At 62.7% G+C, this 19,569-nt stretch carries 16 protein-coding genes; 11 read left to right on the top strand and 5 right to left on the bottom strand.

The genetic code is table 11. The features are described 5' to 3' along the window. Window positions 1–115: 115 nt before the first annotated feature. The 4 genes from DGA31_RS03925 to DGA31_RS03940 are packed head-to-tail and all read left to right on the top strand — an operon-like array spanning window position 116 to window position 3,126. Window positions 116–781, top strand: a complete 666-nt coding sequence (locus DGA31_RS03925) for an amino acid ABC transporter permease (protein ID WP_109511834.1) — start codon at window positions 116–118, stop codon at window positions 779–781. Beyond that, window positions 762–1,421 carry an amino acid ABC transporter permease gene (locus DGA31_RS03930; RefSeq protein ID WP_056839574.1) on the top strand — a complete coding sequence of 220 codons (660 nt, stop codon included), beginning with the start codon at window positions 762–764 and terminating at the stop codon, window positions 1,419–1,421. The genes DGA31_RS03925 and DGA31_RS03930 overlap by 20 nt, the downstream gene beginning before the upstream one ends. Next, window positions 1,418–2,200 carry an amino acid ABC transporter ATP-binding protein gene (locus tag DGA31_RS03935; protein ID WP_109511609.1) on the top strand — a complete coding sequence of 261 codons (783 nt, stop codon included), beginning with the start codon at window positions 1,418–1,420 and terminating at the stop codon, window positions 2,198–2,200. Before DGA31_RS03930 ends, DGA31_RS03935 begins: the two co-directional genes overlap by 4 nt. A gap of 26 nt (window positions 2,201–2,226) precedes the next feature. Next, complete coding sequence (locus tag DGA31_RS03940) at window positions 2,227–3,126, top strand: transporter substrate-binding domain-containing protein (RefSeq protein WP_056839572.1); 900 nt, start codon at window positions 2,227–2,229, stop codon at window positions 3,124–3,126. A gap of 113 nt (window positions 3,127–3,239) precedes the next feature. On the opposite strand, the gene tssA is transcribed toward DGA31_RS03940, so the two are convergent. The 5 genes from tssA to DGA31_RS03965 are packed head-to-tail and all read right to left on the bottom strand — an operon-like array spanning window position 3,240 to window position 10,761. Further along, entirely contained in the window at window positions 3,240–4,340 is a 1,101-nt protein-coding gene (tssA, locus tag DGA31_RS03945) for a type VI secretion system protein TssA (RefSeq protein WP_056839571.1), read from the bottom strand. Then, window positions 4,337–8,167 (bottom strand): type VI secretion system protein, encoded by a 3,831-nt coding sequence (locus tag DGA31_RS03950; protein ID WP_109511610.1) that lies wholly within the window; start codon window positions 8,165–8,167, stop codon window positions 4,337–4,339. The genes tssA and DGA31_RS03950 overlap by 4 nt, the downstream gene beginning before the upstream one ends. Continuing rightward, entirely contained in the window at window positions 8,164–8,931 is a 768-nt protein-coding gene (locus DGA31_RS03955; RefSeq protein WP_109511611.1) for a DotU family type IV/VI secretion system protein, read from the bottom strand. The genes DGA31_RS03950 and DGA31_RS03955 overlap by 4 nt, the downstream gene beginning before the upstream one ends. Window positions 8,932–8,954: 23 nt before the next feature. Next, complete coding sequence (gene tssK / locus DGA31_RS03960; protein WP_161959142.1) at window positions 8,955–10,286, bottom strand: type VI secretion system baseplate subunit TssK; 1,332 nt, start codon at window positions 10,284–10,286, stop codon at window positions 8,955–8,957. A 28-nt stretch (window positions 10,287–10,314) separates the two neighbouring features. Beyond that, window positions 10,315–10,761, bottom strand: a complete 447-nt coding sequence (locus DGA31_RS03965) for a type VI secretion protein (RefSeq protein WP_109511613.1) — start codon at window positions 10,759–10,761, stop codon at window positions 10,315–10,317. Window positions 10,762–10,946: 185 nt separating this feature from the next. On the opposite strand from DGA31_RS03965, the gene tssB reads away from it, so the two are divergent. The 7 genes from tssB (at window position 10,947) to tssH (ending at window position 19,538) form a co-directional block, all read left to right on the top strand. Beyond that, window positions 10,947–11,516 (top strand): type VI secretion system contractile sheath small subunit, encoded by a 570-nt coding sequence (tssB, locus tag DGA31_RS03970; RefSeq protein ID WP_109511614.1) that lies wholly within the window; start codon window positions 10,947–10,949, stop codon window positions 11,514–11,516. 34 nt (window positions 11,517–11,550) lie between these two features. Then, a complete protein-coding gene (gene tssC / locus DGA31_RS03975) occupies window positions 11,551–13,116 on the top strand; it encodes a type VI secretion system contractile sheath large subunit (RefSeq protein ID WP_109511615.1) in 1,566 nt (521 codons plus the stop codon). Window positions 13,117–13,181: 65 nt separating this feature from the next. Then, window positions 13,182–13,682 (top strand): Hcp family type VI secretion system effector, encoded by a 501-nt coding sequence (locus DGA31_RS03980; RefSeq protein ID WP_109511616.1) that lies wholly within the window; start codon window positions 13,182–13,184, stop codon window positions 13,680–13,682. A 35-nt stretch (window positions 13,683–13,717) separates the two neighbouring features. Beyond that, window positions 13,718–14,146: a type VI secretion system baseplate subunit TssE gene (tssE, locus tag DGA31_RS03985; RefSeq protein ID WP_056839564.1), complete on the top strand. Its 429-nt coding sequence runs from the start codon at window positions 13,718–13,720 to the stop codon at window positions 14,144–14,146. After that, window positions 14,130–15,941 carry a type VI secretion system baseplate subunit TssF gene (gene tssF, locus DGA31_RS03990; RefSeq protein WP_109511617.1) on the top strand — a complete coding sequence of 604 codons (1,812 nt, stop codon included), beginning with the start codon at window positions 14,130–14,132 and terminating at the stop codon, window positions 15,939–15,941. The genes tssE and tssF overlap by 17 nt, the downstream gene beginning before the upstream one ends. Further along, the gene (tssG, locus tag DGA31_RS03995; protein WP_109511618.1) at window positions 15,905–16,987 is read left to right on the top strand and encodes a type VI secretion system baseplate subunit TssG; all 1,083 of its coding nucleotides are present in this window, start codon (window positions 15,905–15,907) and stop codon (window positions 16,985–16,987) included. The genes tssF and tssG overlap by 37 nt, the downstream gene beginning before the upstream one ends. 1 nt (window position 16,988) lies before the next feature. After that, window positions 16,989–19,538, top strand: a complete 2,550-nt coding sequence (gene tssH / locus DGA31_RS04000) for a type VI secretion system ATPase TssH (protein WP_109511619.1) — start codon at window positions 16,989–16,991, stop codon at window positions 19,536–19,538. Window positions 19,539–19,569 lie beyond the last annotated feature (31 nt).

Genomic DNA, 19,569 nt, shown 5'->3' on the forward strand with positions numbered 1-19,569 from the left:
CAGAAATCAGGCTTATGCTTATGCGATAAAGTTATTTATTTTTATATATATAACTTCATTAGGCTATATGCAACCGGCCAAAAGCCATCCTTCGCATGCCTGCCAAGCCTTTGTAATGACTCTTGATTATCCGTTTATCCTCAGCACTCTCCCGGCCTTTGTAAAAGCCGTCGGTGTTACCTTGCAAGTGGGTCTGATCGCGATCTGTACCTCCTTGCTGGTTGCGCTGCTCAATAACGTCATTCTGATGTTTCGCACCCCGGTGCTGTATCGCCTGATCGGCCTGTATGTCGAACTGGCGCGCAACACCCCCTTGCTGATCCAGCTGTTCTTCATCTATTTCGCGCTGCCGACCCTGGGTATCAAGGTTTCAGGCTTCAGCGCCGCGATCATTACCATGACTTTTCTGGGCGGTGCCTACCTGACCGAGGTCCTGCGCGCCGGAATCGAGGCGGTGCCTGCAGCGCAGCTGGAGTCGGGCCGGTCCATCGGCCTGTCGGACTGGCAACTGCTGCGTCATGTGATCCTGCCCCAGGCCGGCCTGCTCAGCCTGCCGGCCTTGTTTGCCAACTTTATCTTCCTGCTCAAGGAAACCACGGTGGTCTCGGCCGTGGCGGTGCCGGAGATTCTCTACACGACCAAGAGCTACATCGCCCTGTACTACAAGACCTACGAGATGCTCACGGTGCTGACCCTGATCTGCGTATTGCTGTTTCTGCCCTTGTCGCTGCTGCTCAGCCGCCTGGAACGGAGGTTGCAACATGGCCAGTTCGGGTCTTGAGCTGCTCTGGGTCTCGCTGCCACTGCTGGCAGAAGGCGCGGCCCGGACCTTGTCGATTTCGGCGCTGGGCATTGTGTTCAGCACCGCCGGCGGGCTGCTGTATGGCTCACTGAGCACCCTGGGCATCACCTGGCTCAACGCTGTGCTGAGGGTGTACCTAGAGCTGTTTCGAGCCATTCCGGTGCTGGTATGGCTGTACCTGCTGTTTTTCGGCCTGCCGATTTTCTTTGGCTTGAGCATCCCCAGCTTCTGGTGCGCGGTGCTGGTGCTGAGCCTGTGGGGCGCCAGCGAAGTGGGCGAGGTGGCCCGTGGTGCGCTCAAGTCATTGCCCCGTGGTCAGCGTGAGGCCGGGCTGTCGATCGGCCTGTCGGCGGTGCAGCTGTATGGCCATGTACTGGTACCCCAGGCGCTCAAGCGCATGACGCCGCCGACCATCAATATCTACACGCGCATCATCAAGACCAGCTCACTGGCCGTGCTGATCGGGGTGGTGGACGTGATCAAGGTCGGCCAGCAGATCATCGAGCGCACCTACGAATCGGTGCTGATCTACGGCGCTCTGTTCCTGTTTTTCTTTTTTATCTGCTACCCGCTGTCGCTCGCCTCGCGCGTGCTGGAGCGGCGCTGGACACAAGCATGAGCGCATTGATCGAGTTCAAGGGTTTCAACAAGTTTTTCGGCAGCCATCAGGTGCTCAAAGAGGTCGACCTGCAGGTCGCGACCGGCGAAGTCATCGTAGTCCTGGGCCCCAGCGGTTGCGGCAAGAGCACGTTGCTGCGTTGCCTCAATGGCCTGGAGCAGGCCCAGGGCGGCGAGCTGTATTTTGCCGGACGGCAACTGCTGGCTCCCGGCACTGACTGGCGCAAGGTCCGCCAGGACATTGGCATGGTGTTCCAGAGCTACCACCTGTTTCCACACATGACCGTGCTTGACAACATCCTGCTCGGCCCGCTGAAAGTACAGCGCCGCTCGCGCCAGGAAGCTTTGGCCCAGGCCGAGGCATTGTTGGCGCGGGTCGGTCTGGCGGACAAACGCGATGCCTTTCCCCGGCAGTTGTCAGGCGGCCAGCAGCAACGTATCGCCATCGTCCGTTCGTTGTGCATGAATCCCAAGGTCATGTTGTTCGATGAAGTCACCGCCGCCCTTGACCCGGAGATGGTCAAGGAAGTACTGGAGGTGATCCTCGACCTGGCCCGGGGCGGCATGACCATGCTCATCGTCACCCATGAAATGGGCTTTGCCCGCGCCGTGGCCGACTGCATCGTGTTCATGGAAGCCGGCCGCATCCTTGAACAACGCGACCCCGAGTCTTTCTTCACCCATCCTTCGAGCGCACGTGCGCAGCAGTTTCTGGAGAAGTTCTCTTACGTTGAAAACCTGCCGGGCAAGCACACCGCGCCCAGGACAGCTGTCAATTGAAAGCCCCCAGAGCCCAAGGAAATCGCATGACCACTGCCATGTTTAAAACCGCTCGATCCCTGTTCCTGTTGCCCCTTTTCGGACTTGGCCTGCTGGCCGGCTGCGGCAATGGCGAGCCGCCAGCCAAACCGGCGGCGACCACGCCCGTCGCCGCAGTGGCACCGGCCAGCTACCTGGACAAGATCAAGGCCCGCGACAAACTGATCGTTGGCGTGTTTACCGACAAGCCGCCCTTTGGCTTTGTCGATGAGAAAGGCCAATACGCCGGGTTCGATACCGACATTGGCCGTGAATTGGCCAGGTCGTTGCTGGGCGACGCCAGCAAGGTCGAATTCGTCGCGGTGGAGCCGGCCAGCCGCATTCCGTTCCTGCAAAGCGACAAGGTCGATATTATTCTGGCCAACATGACCGTGACCCCCGAGCGCAAGGAAGCGGTGGACTTTACCAACCCCAATCTGAAAGTCGCCGTCCAGGCTTTGGTGCCGGACAACAGCCCGGTGCAAAAGCTCGATGACCTGGCCGACAAGACCATTATCGTCACGACCGGCACCACCGCTGATGTGTGGCTGACCAAAAACCACCCGGACTGGAAGCTGCTCAAGTTCGAGAAGAACTCCGAGTCTCTTCAAGCCCTGGCCAACGGTCGTGGCGATGCCTACGCCCAGGACAATCTGGTGCTTTTCAGCTGGGCCAAACAGAACCCCGGCTACCGCACCCTGCCAGAGAAACTCGGTGGCGAGGCCCCGATTGCTCCGGCGGTAAAGAAAGGCAACATCGAACTGCGCGACTGGGTCAATGGCGAACTGGCCAGGCTCGGCCAGGATAAATACCTGCTCAAGCTCTACGACCAGTATGTGCGCAAGGAACTGGCCGCTGACACCAGACCTGAAGATGTGATTGTCGAGGGTGGTAACTGGAAAGGTTGATAATCAGGTCGGTCAATGCGGTGTGAGGGCCGCTTTAGCCGGGCGAGGGTGCCAGCACCCTTTCGTGCGCACCCGGCTTTCCAGCCAAAGCGGCTCGCCACCCGACCGGTCCGCTACGGCAATACCCCAAGCACCGACCAGATGCGCCTTGTGTCGACATCGGCATTGACCAGTTCACCCAGCAGCTCGCGCAGCGGTTTGTTACCCCATTCGATGCCACGGTCGATCAGATAAGGCACCGGGCTGTGCGGCTCGATCCTGGCCAGGTAAGCGGAAATTACCTTCAACTGCTGATAGGCCGCTTCGCGTGATTGCGGTGTGCCGGCCGGCAAGGGTGCAGGTGCAGCCGCTGCGGGTGCGGCGACGCTGGCCGGCACTGGCACGGCGACAGGCACCGGCTCGGGTTCCGGGACGGGTTCGGGGTGCATGGACAAGAATTCCTGTTGGGCCTGGCGCTGAAGCTCCAGGGCGTGCTGCAAGGCAATGAAACTGGGGGCATCCTCGCCCAGATGCTGGTCGCTCCAGCGGTTGAGACGCTCCAGGTTGACCAGGCAAATGGTCAGCATCTGGATCTGTTGGGCAATGTCGCGCGCAGGCACTTGCAGTACCGCCTCGGCCCATTGGCGCAAGAGGTCTTCGGCTTGCTTGGCTTCGGCCTGGATGCGCTTGTTTTCACTGGTGTTGCGCCGCAGCTTTTGCGCATGTGTCCACTGCGCCAGGGTCAGGCCTTCGACATCGCGGGCCTGGATCACCAGCATGGGCATGCGCACATTGAGGACTTCACTGTAATTGCGTGCAGCCCACGCCAGCGGCGGCGCGAGCCAGCTGGGGTCTGCATCTTCCGAGCGGGGATACAGGTGGCCGCCGTAGCGCTCGCCCAGTTCGACAAGCAACTCCAGCGCCACGCACAGGCCCGTCAGCCGGTAACGCTGCAGCCAGGCTTCGCCCAGCCACACCGCGACCATCAGGTCTTTGCTGCGCCGGCGCAGCAGTTCGCTGGCCAGCAGTTCGACCTTGGGCCAGTTGCTGCGCTTGAGATCATGCTCCCACACGCCTCGTGGCAGGCTGGCGTCGTCTTCACGGCGCGCCTCGCGCAACCGATCGACTTCATTGGAGTCCTTGAGGCTGTGCCCGGCGGGTTCATCGCCGGGAATGGCCGCGAGCAGGTCCGGCAGCGCCTCGCGCAGGCTGTCAAGGGAAAGGGCGTCGGTCATGGTGTGAACTCGGCAGTGGTGGTCGTCAGGGCAGGCAACGGGTCGATGGTCGGGTAGGGCGAAGGTGGTATGCGCACCGGCAATTCACTCAAGGTCAACGGCTGTTTGCCGCCGATGGCCTTGAGCGAAAAGCGCATGAACATCAGGGCGCCGGCGTTACGGCCCGACGTCTGCAGCGGCAGTTGCAGGGCCAGCGGCCGGTCGCCATCACCTTGTGAGGTAAAGTGGTTGATCGCCTGATTGGCGCGAATCATGCGCAGCAGCGCCCAAGGCCCCTCATAAGACCAGCGGGCGCTCAGATCGGTGACCGCCAGGGCCGTCTGGCGTGGGTCATCCTGCGGGCGCTGATTGCTGCCCTGGGCCCAGCGCAGGGTCAGGCTTACCGGCTCGCCGACCGTCCAGTTGGCGTGACTGATCGCTTCGGCCGGGTAGCTGACCAGGCGCGGGCCGGTTTCCAGGCTCCAGTCGATGATCTGGTCGGCGCCACGTTCTTCTTCACGGTCGCTGCGCCAACGCACCTCCAGGTCCATGCCGCGCAAGCCTTCCTTGTCGCGAATCAGCAGCGGTCCCAGCCAGGCGCGTGCTTTTTGCAGGTTGAATAGAAACTCGGCTGCAGCACCACTGTTGCTCGACAGGCTGTCGGGCAGGCCCTTGTAGGCATCGGGCAGGTACTTGTCCGTCAGCTCGAGGAACTCGCGCACCCGGTCGGGGTTGGCATCCACCAAGCTTTCCTTGTTGCTGAACGGAAAGCGTCCGGCCAGGTAGGTGGTGAAATACACCGACAGCTGTTGCCAGGCCACCGCCGAGGTGTAGTTTTGCAGGGCCGAGCAGCGCAGGCGGGCCTGATCCCAGGAGGTGCGGGCCAGCACCGAGAAACGCCCGGTTTCCTGAGGTAGCAACGAGGTGGTGAGCAGCGTGCTGCAGTTGCTCATGTCCATTTCGTTGAATTCGTGGGTCACCAGTTGCTGGTACATCAAGGCCGGGCTGGTAGGGTTTTGCTCGCTGAATTTTTTCATCGAGCGCACGGTGTCGCCGATGCTGTCGACCAGGTCCAGATCACTGCCCGACAGAAACTCGCGTTGGCTGGCAAGCCATTCGATGGACGGGTTGATCTGGCTCAGCGCATCGATGATCAGGGTGTACTGGCGACTCATGGATTGTTTGAGCGACGCCACGTCCGGTTCGCGGTAACTGCGCAGGGCCAGGTTGCGTGTGCCGTCCCAGCGGCTGAAGTCGATGGGCGAACGCAATACCGGCAGGTTCTGCAGATCCTCGACAGTGCGCCTCAACTCATTGAGGGCACGGGTGTTGAACTCCTGGCGCAGCAGTTCGACCTGGCGGTTATCACCGACATCGGCCACCGCCTGCAGCAGTTGCAAGGCTTTGTCCAGGGGCAGGTCGAAGCTCTGGCCGATGCTGCTACTCCAGTTGCGTGTCGTGTCGGCACGGGTCGTCAAGCGTTGCCACATGGCCACATCCACAGCCCAGCGTGCCGAGGCCAGCAGGCCCTTGCGATACACCGGTGGCAACTCGGTTATTTGTTGATTGATAAAGTTCTGGTAGCTGGCGTAGTACTGCAAGACCGCTGCCACGCCATTGCTGTCGATATTGCGCAGACCCTCCGCAGATTTGATCTGCGGGTTGGTCTGACTCATCGCCGCCTGGATGAAATCCTCGCGCATCAGGATCTGGATGCTCTGGTCGAGTTTCTCCAGGTTGGTTTGCAGCTCCAGGCTGCCACTGCTCTGCTGGCGCAGAATGCCTTGTTGCTGATCGCCGCGTTCCAGCCAGCGGTCATAAAAGGTTCGCTTGGTGACCTTGGCGTAGTTTTCGACCTGATCGACCGCTGCCGGGCCGATCAGGCTGCTTTGCCGGGCACGCTGCATGACTTCCTTGTAGCCGGAGGTCAACTCCACCGAACCGTTCTGGCTCCAGGCGGCGCTGGTCTGGGTCAACAACAGGCGCAGGCGGTCGATGGACGCATCGATTTCTTCCAGTTCAGCCAGGCTGGCGCGCTGGCCGGCTTGCAGCTTGCCCAGGTTGTTGGTGAGCACCTTGGCCAGTTGGCCGAAGTCGGCACTGGCAAACAGCGTGTCGAGCCATACGCGCATGGCGTCCTGGTAGCGGCGGGCGACCTGGTTCTTGATCGGTGTCAGGTCCAGTGGTGTGGCCAGGGGGCGCTCGGGTTCGTTGAGTATGCGCTGGTATTGGCTGTCCAGCGCCAGGTTGCGCGGTTGCAGGGCCATGCCGAACAGTTCGTTGGCCAGCAGGCTGGCTTCGTCCAGCGGCCGCTCGCTCAGCTCGAGGCCTTGATTGAACAGGTTGCTGCGTCGCTCCAGATTCTGCGCGTCATCGACGAGACGTGTTGCTTGCAGCCAGGCATCGTCACTGTTGCCCGTGTTGTTGGGGGCAATGCCCTGAGGCATCCCGAGCTGATTCAGGTCGTTTTGCAGGCGCTGGCGAAGGGGGCCGAACAATTGTTCCCGGGCGCGCTCTTGCAGGGTCTGCTCCAGGCGCAGGTCCAGGCCGTAGAAGCGCGAGCCGGGCAGTACGGCTGTGCTCAATTGCCAGCGTGGTGTCGCCTCGAGCAGGTGCCAGAACCCCTTGATGCGCTGGCGTGCGACTTCGTCGTCCTGGCCTTGTGCGACCAGTCCACGATTCTCATCGAGCATCCGGGCCAGGCGCTCGGCATCGTTGCTGCGCACATTCCACATCCAGGCCATGCCCAGCAACCAGATCACCCCGAGCACCAGCGCACTGGCGCCCAGCACGCGCTGCCAGCGTTCACGCAATTGCAGGATGCGGCTGATCGGCTGCGCCAGGCCTTGTTCGGCAACGATACGCTGGCGCCATAGACGTCGGGTGAACAGGGGAGGCTCGGCAGTGCGCTCGTTTTCATCGGCAAACGGATCGGTTTCATCCGGACGCTGGGCGTGCGCCACGGCATTGCCGGCCACACAGAAATAAATCCCTCGCAGGCAGGGTGCCTCGCCCAGGGCATTGCCCTGAAAAACCGGATCGCACAGGGTTTGCAGAGGGTCGTGCAGGTCCTGCAGGTGCTGCGGCAGCCGGTAAAGATCCGGATTGATCTCGCCGCGCAGGGTGCCCAGTTCGACGATCAGGCTTTCCAGCGTGTGCTGCATCTGGCCGACCGCCTGGGTGATCCAGTTCGGGTGCCAGGCGGTCTGCACGCTGTGGGGCGAGGTCCAGCCCAGCGGCAGGTCGTGGGTGCTGGTGGGCAGCACATTGATCAGGTTCACCAGCCCGTGCACCGCTTCGCCGCCACCAAACACCATGTACACCGGCAGACTCAGCCCGAGGCGCTGTTGCAGGTCGATGAATTTGCGCCGCGCCGCCTGGGCAATGTTGACGCTGTGCTGATCGTCGAGCAGGCGTTCTACATCGCTGAGCCAGATCAGTGCATCCAGCGGGCGTCGCGCCCGGCTTTGCAGTAACAGGCCGACCAACTGACGCCACAGCTTGAGTTGCACGCTGGCGTTTTCGCCATGATTGAACAGGGCGGCGGGGACCACCAGCACCGCACCGTCGGGACCGTACCACCAGCGCCCGAACCAGGCCGGGCGCGCCGTGCTTTGCAGGCCCCAGCCTTGCAGCAGGGGGGTGGCCAGCTCGTCATCGCCGACCATCAGCAGCCAGGGCGTTTCGTAGCGGTCATTGACGCCCAGGTTGAGTTCCCATTCGCGCACGGCCTGGTAAAAGCTGCGGCTGGCGCCGCTCAGGTGCACGGCGCAGAACCGCCAGACGAAGAACGCCACGATGGCCAGCAGCACCAGGCCGGCCACGATCAGGTCCATGTAGTTGATCAAAGGCTCTGCTCCGTCGCAGGCGGGGTCAGCCTGAGCGTCAGGCTGGGGTCGACGCGCTGTTCGATGTTCCACCACATGCCTTGACCCAAAAGGATCAGCAGGATCAGTCCCAGGCTCAAGGCCAGCGCCAGCCGGTAGCCGTCGGGCAGGCTGCTGCGTTGTGGCAATTGCTGGGCAGGGCGTGCACCCAGTTGCTCCATCTGCGCCTGGACGTCATCAAGTGACGGCGGGCGCTGGTAGATGAACGTGAACAGGGCACGACGCCATTTCTCATGCAGGCCCTGGCCGTTGCCACTGCGCAACCGGCCCTGGAAGCCCAGGTTCAGGCACAACAGGTAGACCCGGGCCAGGTCACGCTGGGCCGGGTCGCGGGTGTCGAGCAGCTTCTTGATTTTAACGGGGACATGATCGCCGGCCATGCGGGTCTTGAACAGCCGGCTCTCCATCGGCTGCTCGATCCACAGCGATTGCCCGGCCCATGAGTTGAACAGCAGGAACTCATCGACCAGTGCCACGAAGGCCGACAGCGTGTCCTTGGCCTGGTCGCCATGGGCTTCGCCGACGGCCGCATAACTGTTACGCCACAGGCGGCGCGAGATCAGGCTCAATTGCTCGGCCACACGAGCGACCTGGTCTTCGACTGCCAGGGTGTCAGGCAGGTCCTGCCAGAACACCAGCCACTCGATCCAGGCCTTGTTGAGTGCCGCGCTCAACGGTGCGCTGTCGTAGGGAGTGCCGTGCAGCGATGCGTCATTCTCAAACATGTGCGGTCAATCCCTGAGGCAGTTCAGTCCGGTTGGCTTTTGTCGAGCATGACGATTTCAACGGGCGCGACCTTGGTGCCGTTCGGCGGCATGTACAGGCACAGCTCATGATCGGGGCGAAACCATTGGCCCTGGGCATCCACGGTGAACAACTGGATGTTTTCGTCGACCCCATAGGCCACCTGGTCCTGGCGCTGCAAGGGCCGGAACGCCAGGCCGCCGCCGCGCTGGCGCTGCAGCACGGGCAGGTGTTCGCGCGAGGCAATGTTGGCCTGTTCCAGCCATTCGCGCGCCGCCTGAGGGGCCGAGCCGGACGGCATGCGCAGGCCCATGACCAGGTGCTGGGCCGCTTTGCGGGTGTCGGTGAGGGTGATGAAAAAGACATTCTGGGTCTTGCTGAACGGACGCCGGTCATAGCCGCTGCGGATGATCTGCACATGTGACTCCAGCCATTGCAGCACTTCGTCGAAACCGGCCTGCAGGTCTTCGAAGTCCAGCGGTGCGAAGGCACGTACGCCCAGTTCCGGTTGCAGGCTGGCCACGGCACCGGCCATGCCGGTCAGTTGCAGGTACAAGGAGGCCGGTGTGGCAACGCCGGTTTCCAGATTGGCCTGCAACTCCGGCAGGCGTGCCCATAGCGCGGTCATCTGCAGGCGCAGTTCGGCACTGTCGTTATGCTTGCCGAGTTCATGGGCCTGGCGCCAGCGACCGCTGAGGAACTCGCATTTGCGCCGCACCAACTGGCACAGCTCGGCGATGCGCGTGCCAATGGGGGAGTCAGGCAGCAATAACGGGCAGGGCGGCGTGTAGGGCAACAGGCTGATGGTGTTGTCTTCGCAGCCCAGGCGCAGCAGCGGCAGGCACACCGAGTCCGAACGCCCGGCGGCCAGCACCAGGCGCAAGTGCGGGCGCCAGACCGTGACATTTTCAGGGTGCAGACCGCAGCTCAGGTCGAGTACGCCTGCGGTGTTGTCCGACCGCAGGCGGCCTGCCAGCGAAACCAGTTGGCCTGCGCTCCACAGGGGATCTACGGCCAGGTACACCAGCAGTTGGCGCTGGTCACCGAAATCCTGCGGGGTGATTTTCAGTTGCGGAGCAAAACCCTTGTCCTTCACCGGGTCGAAATCCACCAGCAAGCCATCGGGCAACACCGCGTTGAGCGCCTTGATCTGTACGGTGCCGGTGCCGAGCGCCAGGCTGTCGATCTGCAGGTGCCGCACGCCCCAGTACCAGGGGCGGGCATTTTCTGCCAGTTGGGCACTCAGGCCTTCGGCGCGCAAGCTCTGCAACTGGAAATGCTGGGGCAGCAAGTGCATGCCATCGCTCCAGCAAACTGCATCCGGGGTACTGCGCATCCTTGACTCCTGGTGAAAATAAACGGCGTTATTGCCCCTTGGCATCCAGCAGCCGCATCTCGCGGTTGCCCAGTTTCAGCCAGATGCTGTGTTGCGCCTGCAGCAGCAAACGGTGCGCACCCGGTGTGCTGTAGCGGGCAAAAATCAACACCCCCTCGGCCTTGCGGCCGTGCAGCGGGATGTTGCTCACATCCAGCAACTGCCCCGGCACCACCTCCAGGCTCCAGATCCGCACACCGCCCGGGTAATCGCGTTGCAGTTGCTGGCGTTGTTCGAACCATTGGCTGGCCGTGGTGGCCTTGAGGCGTTCAAGCATGAGCGCATCGCTGGCGGCTACAAAGTCCAATGCCACCGGGGTGTCATTGTTGGCCTTGAGTTCGACATCGATGCGCACGGTATTTAACTGGACACTGGGCGCAAACAGGCTGCAACCGTTTATCAGAAAAGCGGCCGTTATCACAAGCACTCTTTTCATTGTCAGGAACTTTATTAAATACATACGATTCCAATACAAGTTTTGTAAGAAATGTCTTGCATTCTTATAGCCTTCTTCTAATGTTTTGCACAGCCAGCTTTCCTACGGGATTTCCGCCTGGCAGTCAGAAATTGTCGACAGTGTGTGCCTGGCGCCGACCGGCGAGGCCACCAAAGGAGTAAGGCATGGCAGCGAAACAGGAAAGCAAACAGCATTATCTGGGCCGTAACCGCCCGCCGCGAGTGCAGATTACCTACGACGTTGAAATTGGCAACGCTCTTGAGAACAAAGAGTTGCCATTGGTTGTTGGAATTATTTCCGACCTGTCTGGCGACATTCCAGCCGACAGGGCTTCGCTGGATAAACGCAGCTTCGTCGACATTGATCGCGACAGTTTCGACACTGTTCTGGCAAAGATTCAGCCTTCCTTGAGTTTCAAACTTGACCCTTCGGACAGCGCGGTCATCAAACTGCAATTCAATAGTATCGATGACTTCAGCCCGGAGCGCATTGTCGGTCAGGTCGATGACCTGAAGCACCTGTTCGAGAAGCGTCGCATTCTTCAGGACCTGCTGATCAAGCTCGACGGCAACGAAGCGCTGGACAAGAGCCTGGGGCTTGGCCTGTCGAGCAAAAAGAACATTGCTCAGTTCCAGAGCGAACTCAAGGGCAAACTGCCCGCTCCCAAGGACACGCCGGACACCTCTGCCAGTGGCGCGGACGACAGCAGCGACACGCCTGACAAACAGTCCTAATCCCGATCTGCGCCCATCCACGGAGGAATAATCCATGGCTAATGAGTCCACCGCTTCATCCGAAACCACCCAGACGCAGAACGATCTGTTGCTCGATCGCATCGTCTCCAACATGACCATGGCCGCTGATACCCACCAGCGCCAGGCCGAAGAGTCCCAGGCCCGCGAGATGCTGGAAGTGCTGGCCGATCAGGTCGAAAACAGGCAGCCAGAACCGGGCCAGGACCCACGTCACTACATCAGTGAGCGGATCAAGGAACTCGACGATCAGATCAGCGCCAAGCTCAACCGCATCCTGCATGCCAGGCCGCTGCAAAAGCTTGAAGCGTCCTGGCGTGGTCTGCACCAACTGGTGTCCAACACCGAGACCGGCACCTCGCTCAAGCTGCGCCTGCTCAACGCCACCAAGGAGGAGCTGGCCAAGGACCTGGAAAAGGCCATCGAATTCGACCAGAGCGCTCTGTTCAAGAAAGTCTACGAAGAAGAGTACGGCACCTTTGGCGGCAACCCGTTCAGCGTGCTGATGGGTGACTACGAGTTCGGCCGCAGCGTGCCGGACATCAAGCTGTTGACCAAACTGTCGAATGTCGCCGCTGCCGCGCATGCGCCGCTGATCACCGCCGCCAGCCCGCTGTTGTTCGACCTCAAGAGCTTTGCCGACCTGGGCGTACCGCGTGATCTGGCCAAGGTCTTCGAAAGCACCGCGCTGATCGAGTGGAACAAGTTCCGCGAGACCGAAGATTCGCGCTATGTCTCGATGGTGCTGCCACACTACCTGGCACGCCAGCCCTACGACCCGATCAATGCACCGGTACCGGGCCTGGCCAGCTTCACCGAAAACGTGCACCTGGGTGACGACGCGGTGACCCGTGACGACAAAGGCAATGCCATCAAGTTTGCCGACATCGGCGAGAACAAGACCGACCCGGACAAATTCCTGTGGGGCAATGCGGCCTGGCTGCTGACCCAGCGCATCACTGATGCATTCGCTCATTACCGCTGGTGCGCCGCGATTCGCGGCCCTGAAGGCGGTGGCGTGGTGGCCGGCCTGCCGCTGTATCAGTTCCTGACCACCGCAGGCGACCAGGCGATCAATTGCCCGACCGAAGTGGCGATCACCGACCGCCGCGAGAAAGAACTCGACAGCCTGGGTTTCATTGCCCTGTGTCACCGCAAGAACAGCAACGATGCGGTGTTCTTCGGTGGCCAGACCACCAACAAGCCACAGGCCTACAAGACTTTCGAGGCCAACGCCAACGCGCGCGTGTCGAGCATGTTGCCGTATGTGCTGGCCGCTTCGCGCTTTGCCCATTACCTCAAGGTCATCATGCGCGACAAGGTCGGCAGCTTCTCGACCCGCGACAATGTCCAGAGCTACCTGAACAACTGGATTGCCGACTACGTGCTGATCAACGACAACGCGCCGCAGGACATCAAGGCGCAGTACCCGCTGCGCGAAGCGCGTGTCGACGTCACCGAGGTGCCTGGCCGTCCGGGCAGCTACCGCGCCACGGTTTTCCTGCGTCCGCACTTCCAGCTTGAAGAGCTGACCGCCTCGATCCGCCTGGTCGCCGCGCTGCCGCCATCGGCTGCTGCCTGATTGCGCAGGCCCGCCGATCGTGGCGGGCCATCAACCTCTCTATGCCGTACTAAGGAATACACCCGATGGATGCAATCATTCTGGACCTGGGCAGTACGATCAAAGGCGACTCGCTGATCGAAGGCTACGTCGACAAGATCGAAATCATGTCCTACAGCCATAACGTGGCCATGCAGGTTACCAACGACGTCAGTAACTCGGAGCGTACCTCGGGCAAGCCGCACATCGGTGAGTTCGTGCTGACCAAGTTCATCGACTCTTCCACGCCTGACCTCAACAGCTATTGCTGCTCGGGCAAGCCGATCCCTGAAGCCAAGATCACTATCGGTCGCAACGCTTCGGAAGAGAACGGGCAGATCATGCCGTTCATCGTCTACACCCTGACCAACGTGGTCATTTCCAACGTCAGCGTCAGCGGCGGCACCGGTGGCAAGCCGGTGGAAACCCTGTCGCTGAACTTCACCAAGATCAAGTGGGAGCTGACCACCCAGAAAGACGACGGCACCAAGGAAGGCACGGCAGCCACCACCTGGGACCTGGCGTCCAACAAAATCATCAAGTCCTGACGGCTTGATCGCCTGGCGCCGGCTGGAGTGTTTGCATGCGTGTTGCCCTTTTCGACCTTCTGGCCGGTGGTCAGGCCGCAGATTTCGACGCCAGCGATGCGCGCCGGATCGGCGAATCGGTGCGTCGGGAGCTTGAGCGCCTGCTCAACACCCGTCGCACCGAGCGTGTTCATCGCATCACGCCCAGCGTGATCGATTACGGCATCGCCGACTGGAGCACGCTGTATGCCGACCGCGAGCAGGATCACCGGCAACTGATTCGTGAAGTGCGCAATGCCATCGTGCATTTCGAGCCGCGGCTGGTGCTCGACAGCGTCGATGTGCAGGCTATTCCAGGCCAGCGAACCCGCATGACGGTACGCGCGATCGGGCATGTTCGTGGCCTGGAATCGGCGCCAAGCATGGCGTTTGTGATGAATCTGGGCGACGGTGGCTTCGAGGTCAGGCATGAGCGATTCGATTGATGCCGAACTGCTGGACTATTACCAGCGTGAATTGACCTGGCTGCACCGTGCCGGGGTGGATTTTGCCGCCAGCCATCCGGCCCTGGCCGGCAACCTCAAACTGTCCGCCGCCGGCTCCCAGGACCCGCATGTCGAGCGTCTGCTTGAAAGCTTTGCGCTGCTGACTGCCCGCCTGCAACGGCGTCTGGACGACGGTTACGCCGATTTCAGCAATGCCTTGCTCGAACAGCTCTACCCCTTGGCGCTGCGGCCGATGCCTTCGTGCGCCATCGGCCATTTCGTGCCCGACACCGCCCAGGGCAACATTGCCAACGGTTACCCGCTGGCCCGTGGCACCTCGGTGTTCAGGGCGCCGGACAAGAAACACACCGAGAGCATCTACTTTCGCACCAGCGCCAGCGTGATGCTCTGGCCGATCGTGGTCGATGAGGTGACCCTGCTCGATGCCGATCGCACCCAGTTTCTGACCGGTATCAGCGAAGCGCATTCCTCCTTGTGCCTGCAACTGAGCTGCAGCGGCGAAACCCAGTGGTCACAACTGCCCGGCACCCTGACGCACCTGCGTATTCATTTGTCCGGCTCGCCGATTCACCGGGCCATGCTCTACGACCTGCTCGCCGCCCACAGCATCAAGGTGGTGTGCGCCGTGCCCGGCGGGCCGCCGCTGGTCTTGCCCGAGCATCGGCTGCCCGAGGCGGTGGGGTTTGCCGAGCACGAAAGCCTGTTGCCCGAAGAGGACGGTGTGCACCCGGCGCTGCGGCTGCTGGTGGAATATTTCACCTTTGCCGAAAAATTCGCCTTTTTCGATATTCCGCTGCAGATCCCGGTGCAGACCGGCGAGCGCCTGCTGGTGTACGTCGCGTTCAACAAGCCGCCTGATCGCCGGGTCAGCCTGCAGCGCGAGGACATTGCTCTGGGCTGTGCACCGCTGATCAATCTGTTTGCGCGCACTGCCGAGACGCTGCGCCCGGACGGCACCCACAGCGAGCACTTGCTGGTGGCTGACTCACACCGTGACGACAGCCTGGAAATCCACAGCATCAAGCGCCTGGTGTCCAGCGGGGCCGACGGCATCAAGCCGGTGGCGCCGTATTACGGCGACCAGCACCGTGCCGCGCGCAACGGTCTGTTCTGGCATGCGCGGCGCATCAATGGCCTGCGCGCCAACCGGCCCGGCACCGACCTGATGATCAGCCTGGTCGACAGCCAGTTCCAGCCGGCCCGCGAACTGCCCGGGCGCAGTTTCACGGCCACCGTGCTGTGCACCAACCGTCACCTGGCCGAGACCTTGCCGCCACTGACCCGCCTGCAGTTCGAGAGCAGCGGGCCGGTGGCCGATATCCTGCTGCTCAAGAGTCCCACGCGCCAGTCGATGCCGGACCTGGACGGCGGAGCGCGCTGGCGCCTGGTGTCGCAGCTCAACCTCAACCACACCTCTCTGGTCGAAGGCCCCAGGGCGCTGGCGTCGCTCAAGGAAATGCTGACCCTGCACAACCTGCGTGACGACCCGGCGATCAGCCAGTTGATCAAGAGCATCACCGACCTGCAGACCACACGTGTCGTCGACCGTGTCGGCCCTGATGCCTGGCGCGGCTGGCGCAATGGCCTGGAGGTGCGCCTGACGCTCGATGCCCGGCACGCTGCCGGTCACAGCCGGGTGATGTTCTGCGCGGTGCTGGCCCATTTTTTCGCGCTGTACGCCAATGCCAACTGCTTTGTGCGTACGGTGCTGGTCGAAGGCGATGAGGTAATCAAGACATGGCTGCCCGACAGCGTCCCGACATTGGCACTCTAGGCGCGCTGCTGCGGCAGGTGCCGCAGCGCTTCGAGTTGCTCCAGGCCTTGCAGATTCTCGAGCGCGAGCAGCCGCAGCTGCCGCCGCTGGGCTGCAGCAACGACCCGCAACAGGAAGTGGTGCGCCTGCGCGGGCCCTTGTTGCCGGTCTTTTCGGCCAGCCAGATCACCAGCCTGCGCCTGTTGCCGCGCCTGATCGGTCCCCTGGTGCCGGTGCGTGCACCGTTGTTGCCTCATAACCGTCACCGCCCGCCACGGCTGACCTTGCACACCCCGGTGTTTGGTCTCGGCGGCCCGGACGGTCCCTTGCCCTATGCCTACCAGGAGTGGCTGCAGCAACGGGCACGGGTCAAGGACCGCGGCACCATGGCGTTTCTGGACCTGTTTCAGCACCGGCTGCTGAGCCTGCTGTATCGGGTACAACTCAAGCAGCGCATTGCCTTGCCCTACAGCCGTGGCGAGAATAGCCCGGTGTACCAGCAGTTGCAGGCGCTGTGCGGCCTGGTGCGCCAGCCTGCAGGGATGAAGCCGGTAGTGCCGGAAAAAGCGCTGATTTCCCGCACCGGTCTGCTGGCCAATGGTCGCCGCTCGCTGGCCGGCCTGCAAAGTCTGCTCAGCCATCATTTCGAGATGCGCATTCGTGTCGAAGGCTTTCAGGGGGGCTGGCGCGAGATTCCCGACGCCAAGCAAACCGTACTGGGCCTGGGCGGACGCAATCTGGCCCTGGGCCGCACCGCCTTGTGTGGTTCCCGCGCCTGGGACCAACAGCGCGGCGTGCGCCTGGACATCGGCCCGCTGGAACCTGAGCGGCTCGACAGTTTCATGCCGCACGGCGCTGCCCATCGGGAACTGGCGGCGCTGGTGACCTTCTACCTGGCCGCCGACCTGCATTGCAGCTTGCGCCTGCATGTCCAGCACAGCGGGCGCCTGTACCTGGGGCGTGCGCACGGGCCACAACCGGGGCTGGGGCTGGGCAGCCGGCTGAACCGCGAGCCCCGTCATGGCGCCTACAGTATCGATCTGGACCTGAACGGCGAGGGTGCCTGACATGGACATCGCCACGCTGGTCGCGCAGCTCAATACACATTGCCACCAGGCCCTGGAGCGCGCTGCGCAGCGGGCCTGGCAAAGCAACCAGGCGGTGGTCGAGGTCGAGCACCTGCTGCTCGAGCTGCTGGACATGCCCGGCGGCGACCTGAGTTTCGTGCTGCCGGTGCTGGGTGTGGCCCGCGAGCCGTTGCGGGCTGAAATCCAGCGCACGCTGGAGCGCTTCAAGGATGGCCATCACGCCAGTCCGGTGCTGTCGCAGCCGCTGCTGGGCCTGATCGAGGCCGCCGATCTTGAGGCGCGTACGTTCGGTTTTGCGCGTGTGCGCTCGGCCTTGCTGCTGCTGGCCTTGCTGGATCGTGACGAACAGCGGGTGCTATTGCCCGCCAGCATGCCGTCGCTGCTCAACGTGTCGGTGCATGCGTTGCGCCAGCAGTTGCCGGCCTGCCTTGAACCGTCGGTCGAGTCGGCTGTGCCGGGCCGGGACCTGCCAGGTGCAGGGGCTGCCGATGGCGCCTGGCACGGCTCGGTGCTTGAGCAGTACACCCACGATCTGACCGCCGATGCCCGCGCCGGGCGTCTCGACCCGATCATTGGCCGCGATGGCGAGATCCGTCAGTGCATCGATATCCTGCTGCGTCGCCGCCAGAACAACCCCATCCTGGTCGGGGCTCCGGGGGTGGGCAAGACCGCCGTGGTCGAGGGGCTGGCGCTGCGCATCGCCTGCGGTGACGTACCGCCGCTGTTGCAGGGCGTCATCCTGCGCACGCTGGACCTGGGCCTGCTGCAGGCCGGTGCGGGGGTCAAGGGCGAGTTCGAGAAACGCCTCAAGGGCGTGATCGAAGGCGTGCGCCAGGCCGCCGGCAAAGTGCTGCTGTTCATCGACGAGGCCCATACCCTGATCGGTGCCGGTGCCGCCGAAGGCCAGAGCGACGCGGCTAACCTGCTCAAGCCGGCCCTGGCCCGCGGTGAGCTGCACACCCTGGCGGCCACGACCTGGCTGGAATACAAGAAGTACGTCGAAAAGGACCCGGCCCTGGCCCGGCGCTTCCAGCTTGTGCACGTTGAAGAGCCCGATGAGCACACCGCCGTGCAGATGCTGCGCGCGGTCACCGCCCGGCTGGAACAGCACCACGGTGTCGAGGTGCTCGACAGTGCCATTGTCGATGCGGTCAAGCTCAGCATGCGCTACATCTCGGGCAGGCAACTGCCGGACAAGGCCATCAGCGTACTGGACACCGCCTGCGCGCGGGTTTCGCTGGCCCAGCACGATGTGCCACCGGCCCTGGAAGCCTTGCGCCACCGCCAGACCGCGGCCCTTGATGAACTGCAGCGCCTGCGCCGTGAGCAGGTCACCGGCCAGGACCACCGCCTGCGTATCGAGGCGCTGGAGCGTGAAGAACACGACAGCGGTCTGGCCGTCCTGGAGCTGGAAACCCGCTGGCACCAGGAGCGCAGTGCCGTGCGCGAGCGCGCCGGTATCCGCGAGCAATTGCTGGCCCTGAATGACACGCTCGACCCGGGCCTGATCGATGTCGAACTGGACCTGCGCCTCGATGAACTGGCCGCTCGCCTGGAGCATCTGGACAGTGGCCTGTCGGTGATTCGCCAGGACGACCCGCTGGTGCCCGAGCAGGTGGACTCCAGGACCGTGGCGGCGGTGATCGCCGGCTGGACCGGCATTCCGCTGGGCAAGATGCTCGCTGACGAAGCCTACGCCTTGCGTACGCTGGCGCAGCGTCTGGGACAGCGGGTCATGGGGCAGGGCGTGGCCCTGGCGGCCATCGCCCAACGCTTGCAGGCCTACCGCGCCGGCCTCACCGATCCGCACAAGCCGGTCGGGGTGTTTCTGCTGTCCGGCCCTACCGGTGTCGGCAAGACCGAAACCGCCTACGCGCTGGCCGATGCCCTGTATGGCGGTGAGCGCAACCTGATCAGCATCAACCTCTCCGAATACCAGGAAGCGCACACCGTCAGCCAGCTCAAGGGCGCACCGCCCGGCTACGTCGGCTACGGCCACGGTGGAGTGCTCACCGAAGCGGTCAGGCGCAAGCCCTACAGCGTGGTGCTGCTGGACGAAATCGAAAAGGCCCACCCCGATGTGCTTGAGGCTTTCTATAACGTTTTCGACAAGGGCGTGATGGAGGATGGCACCGGCCTGGTGGTGGACTTCAGGAACACCGTGATCCTGGCCACCAGCAATGCCGGCGCCGAATTGATTCTCGACACACCTGCGACCGAGCTGGACAGCGATGGCTTTCATCTGCGCCTGCATCAGGTCTTGCTGCACACCTTTCGCCCGGCCTTTCTGGCGCGCCTGACCGTGGTGCCTTATCGCCCGCTCGATGAGGCGACGTTGCAAGCCATCGTGCTGGCCGGGCTGGAAAAGCTGCAGGCCCGCTACACGGCCGCGACCGGTAAAGCGTTCAAGGTTGAGCCGCGCATCGTCCATGCGGTGCTTTTGCAGTGCCAGGGCGCAGGGGCACGGGATATCGAGAATGTGTTGATGCGTGAGGTGACAGGCCAGTTGGCGCAGTGGGTGCTGGAGTGACAGCGCATTTTCAGATCGGATCGACAAGGAT

This window comes from Pseudomonas ovata, assembly GCF_003131185.1.
GTDB lineage: Bacteria > Pseudomonadota > Gammaproteobacteria > Pseudomonadales > Pseudomonadaceae > Aquipseudomonas > Aquipseudomonas ovata.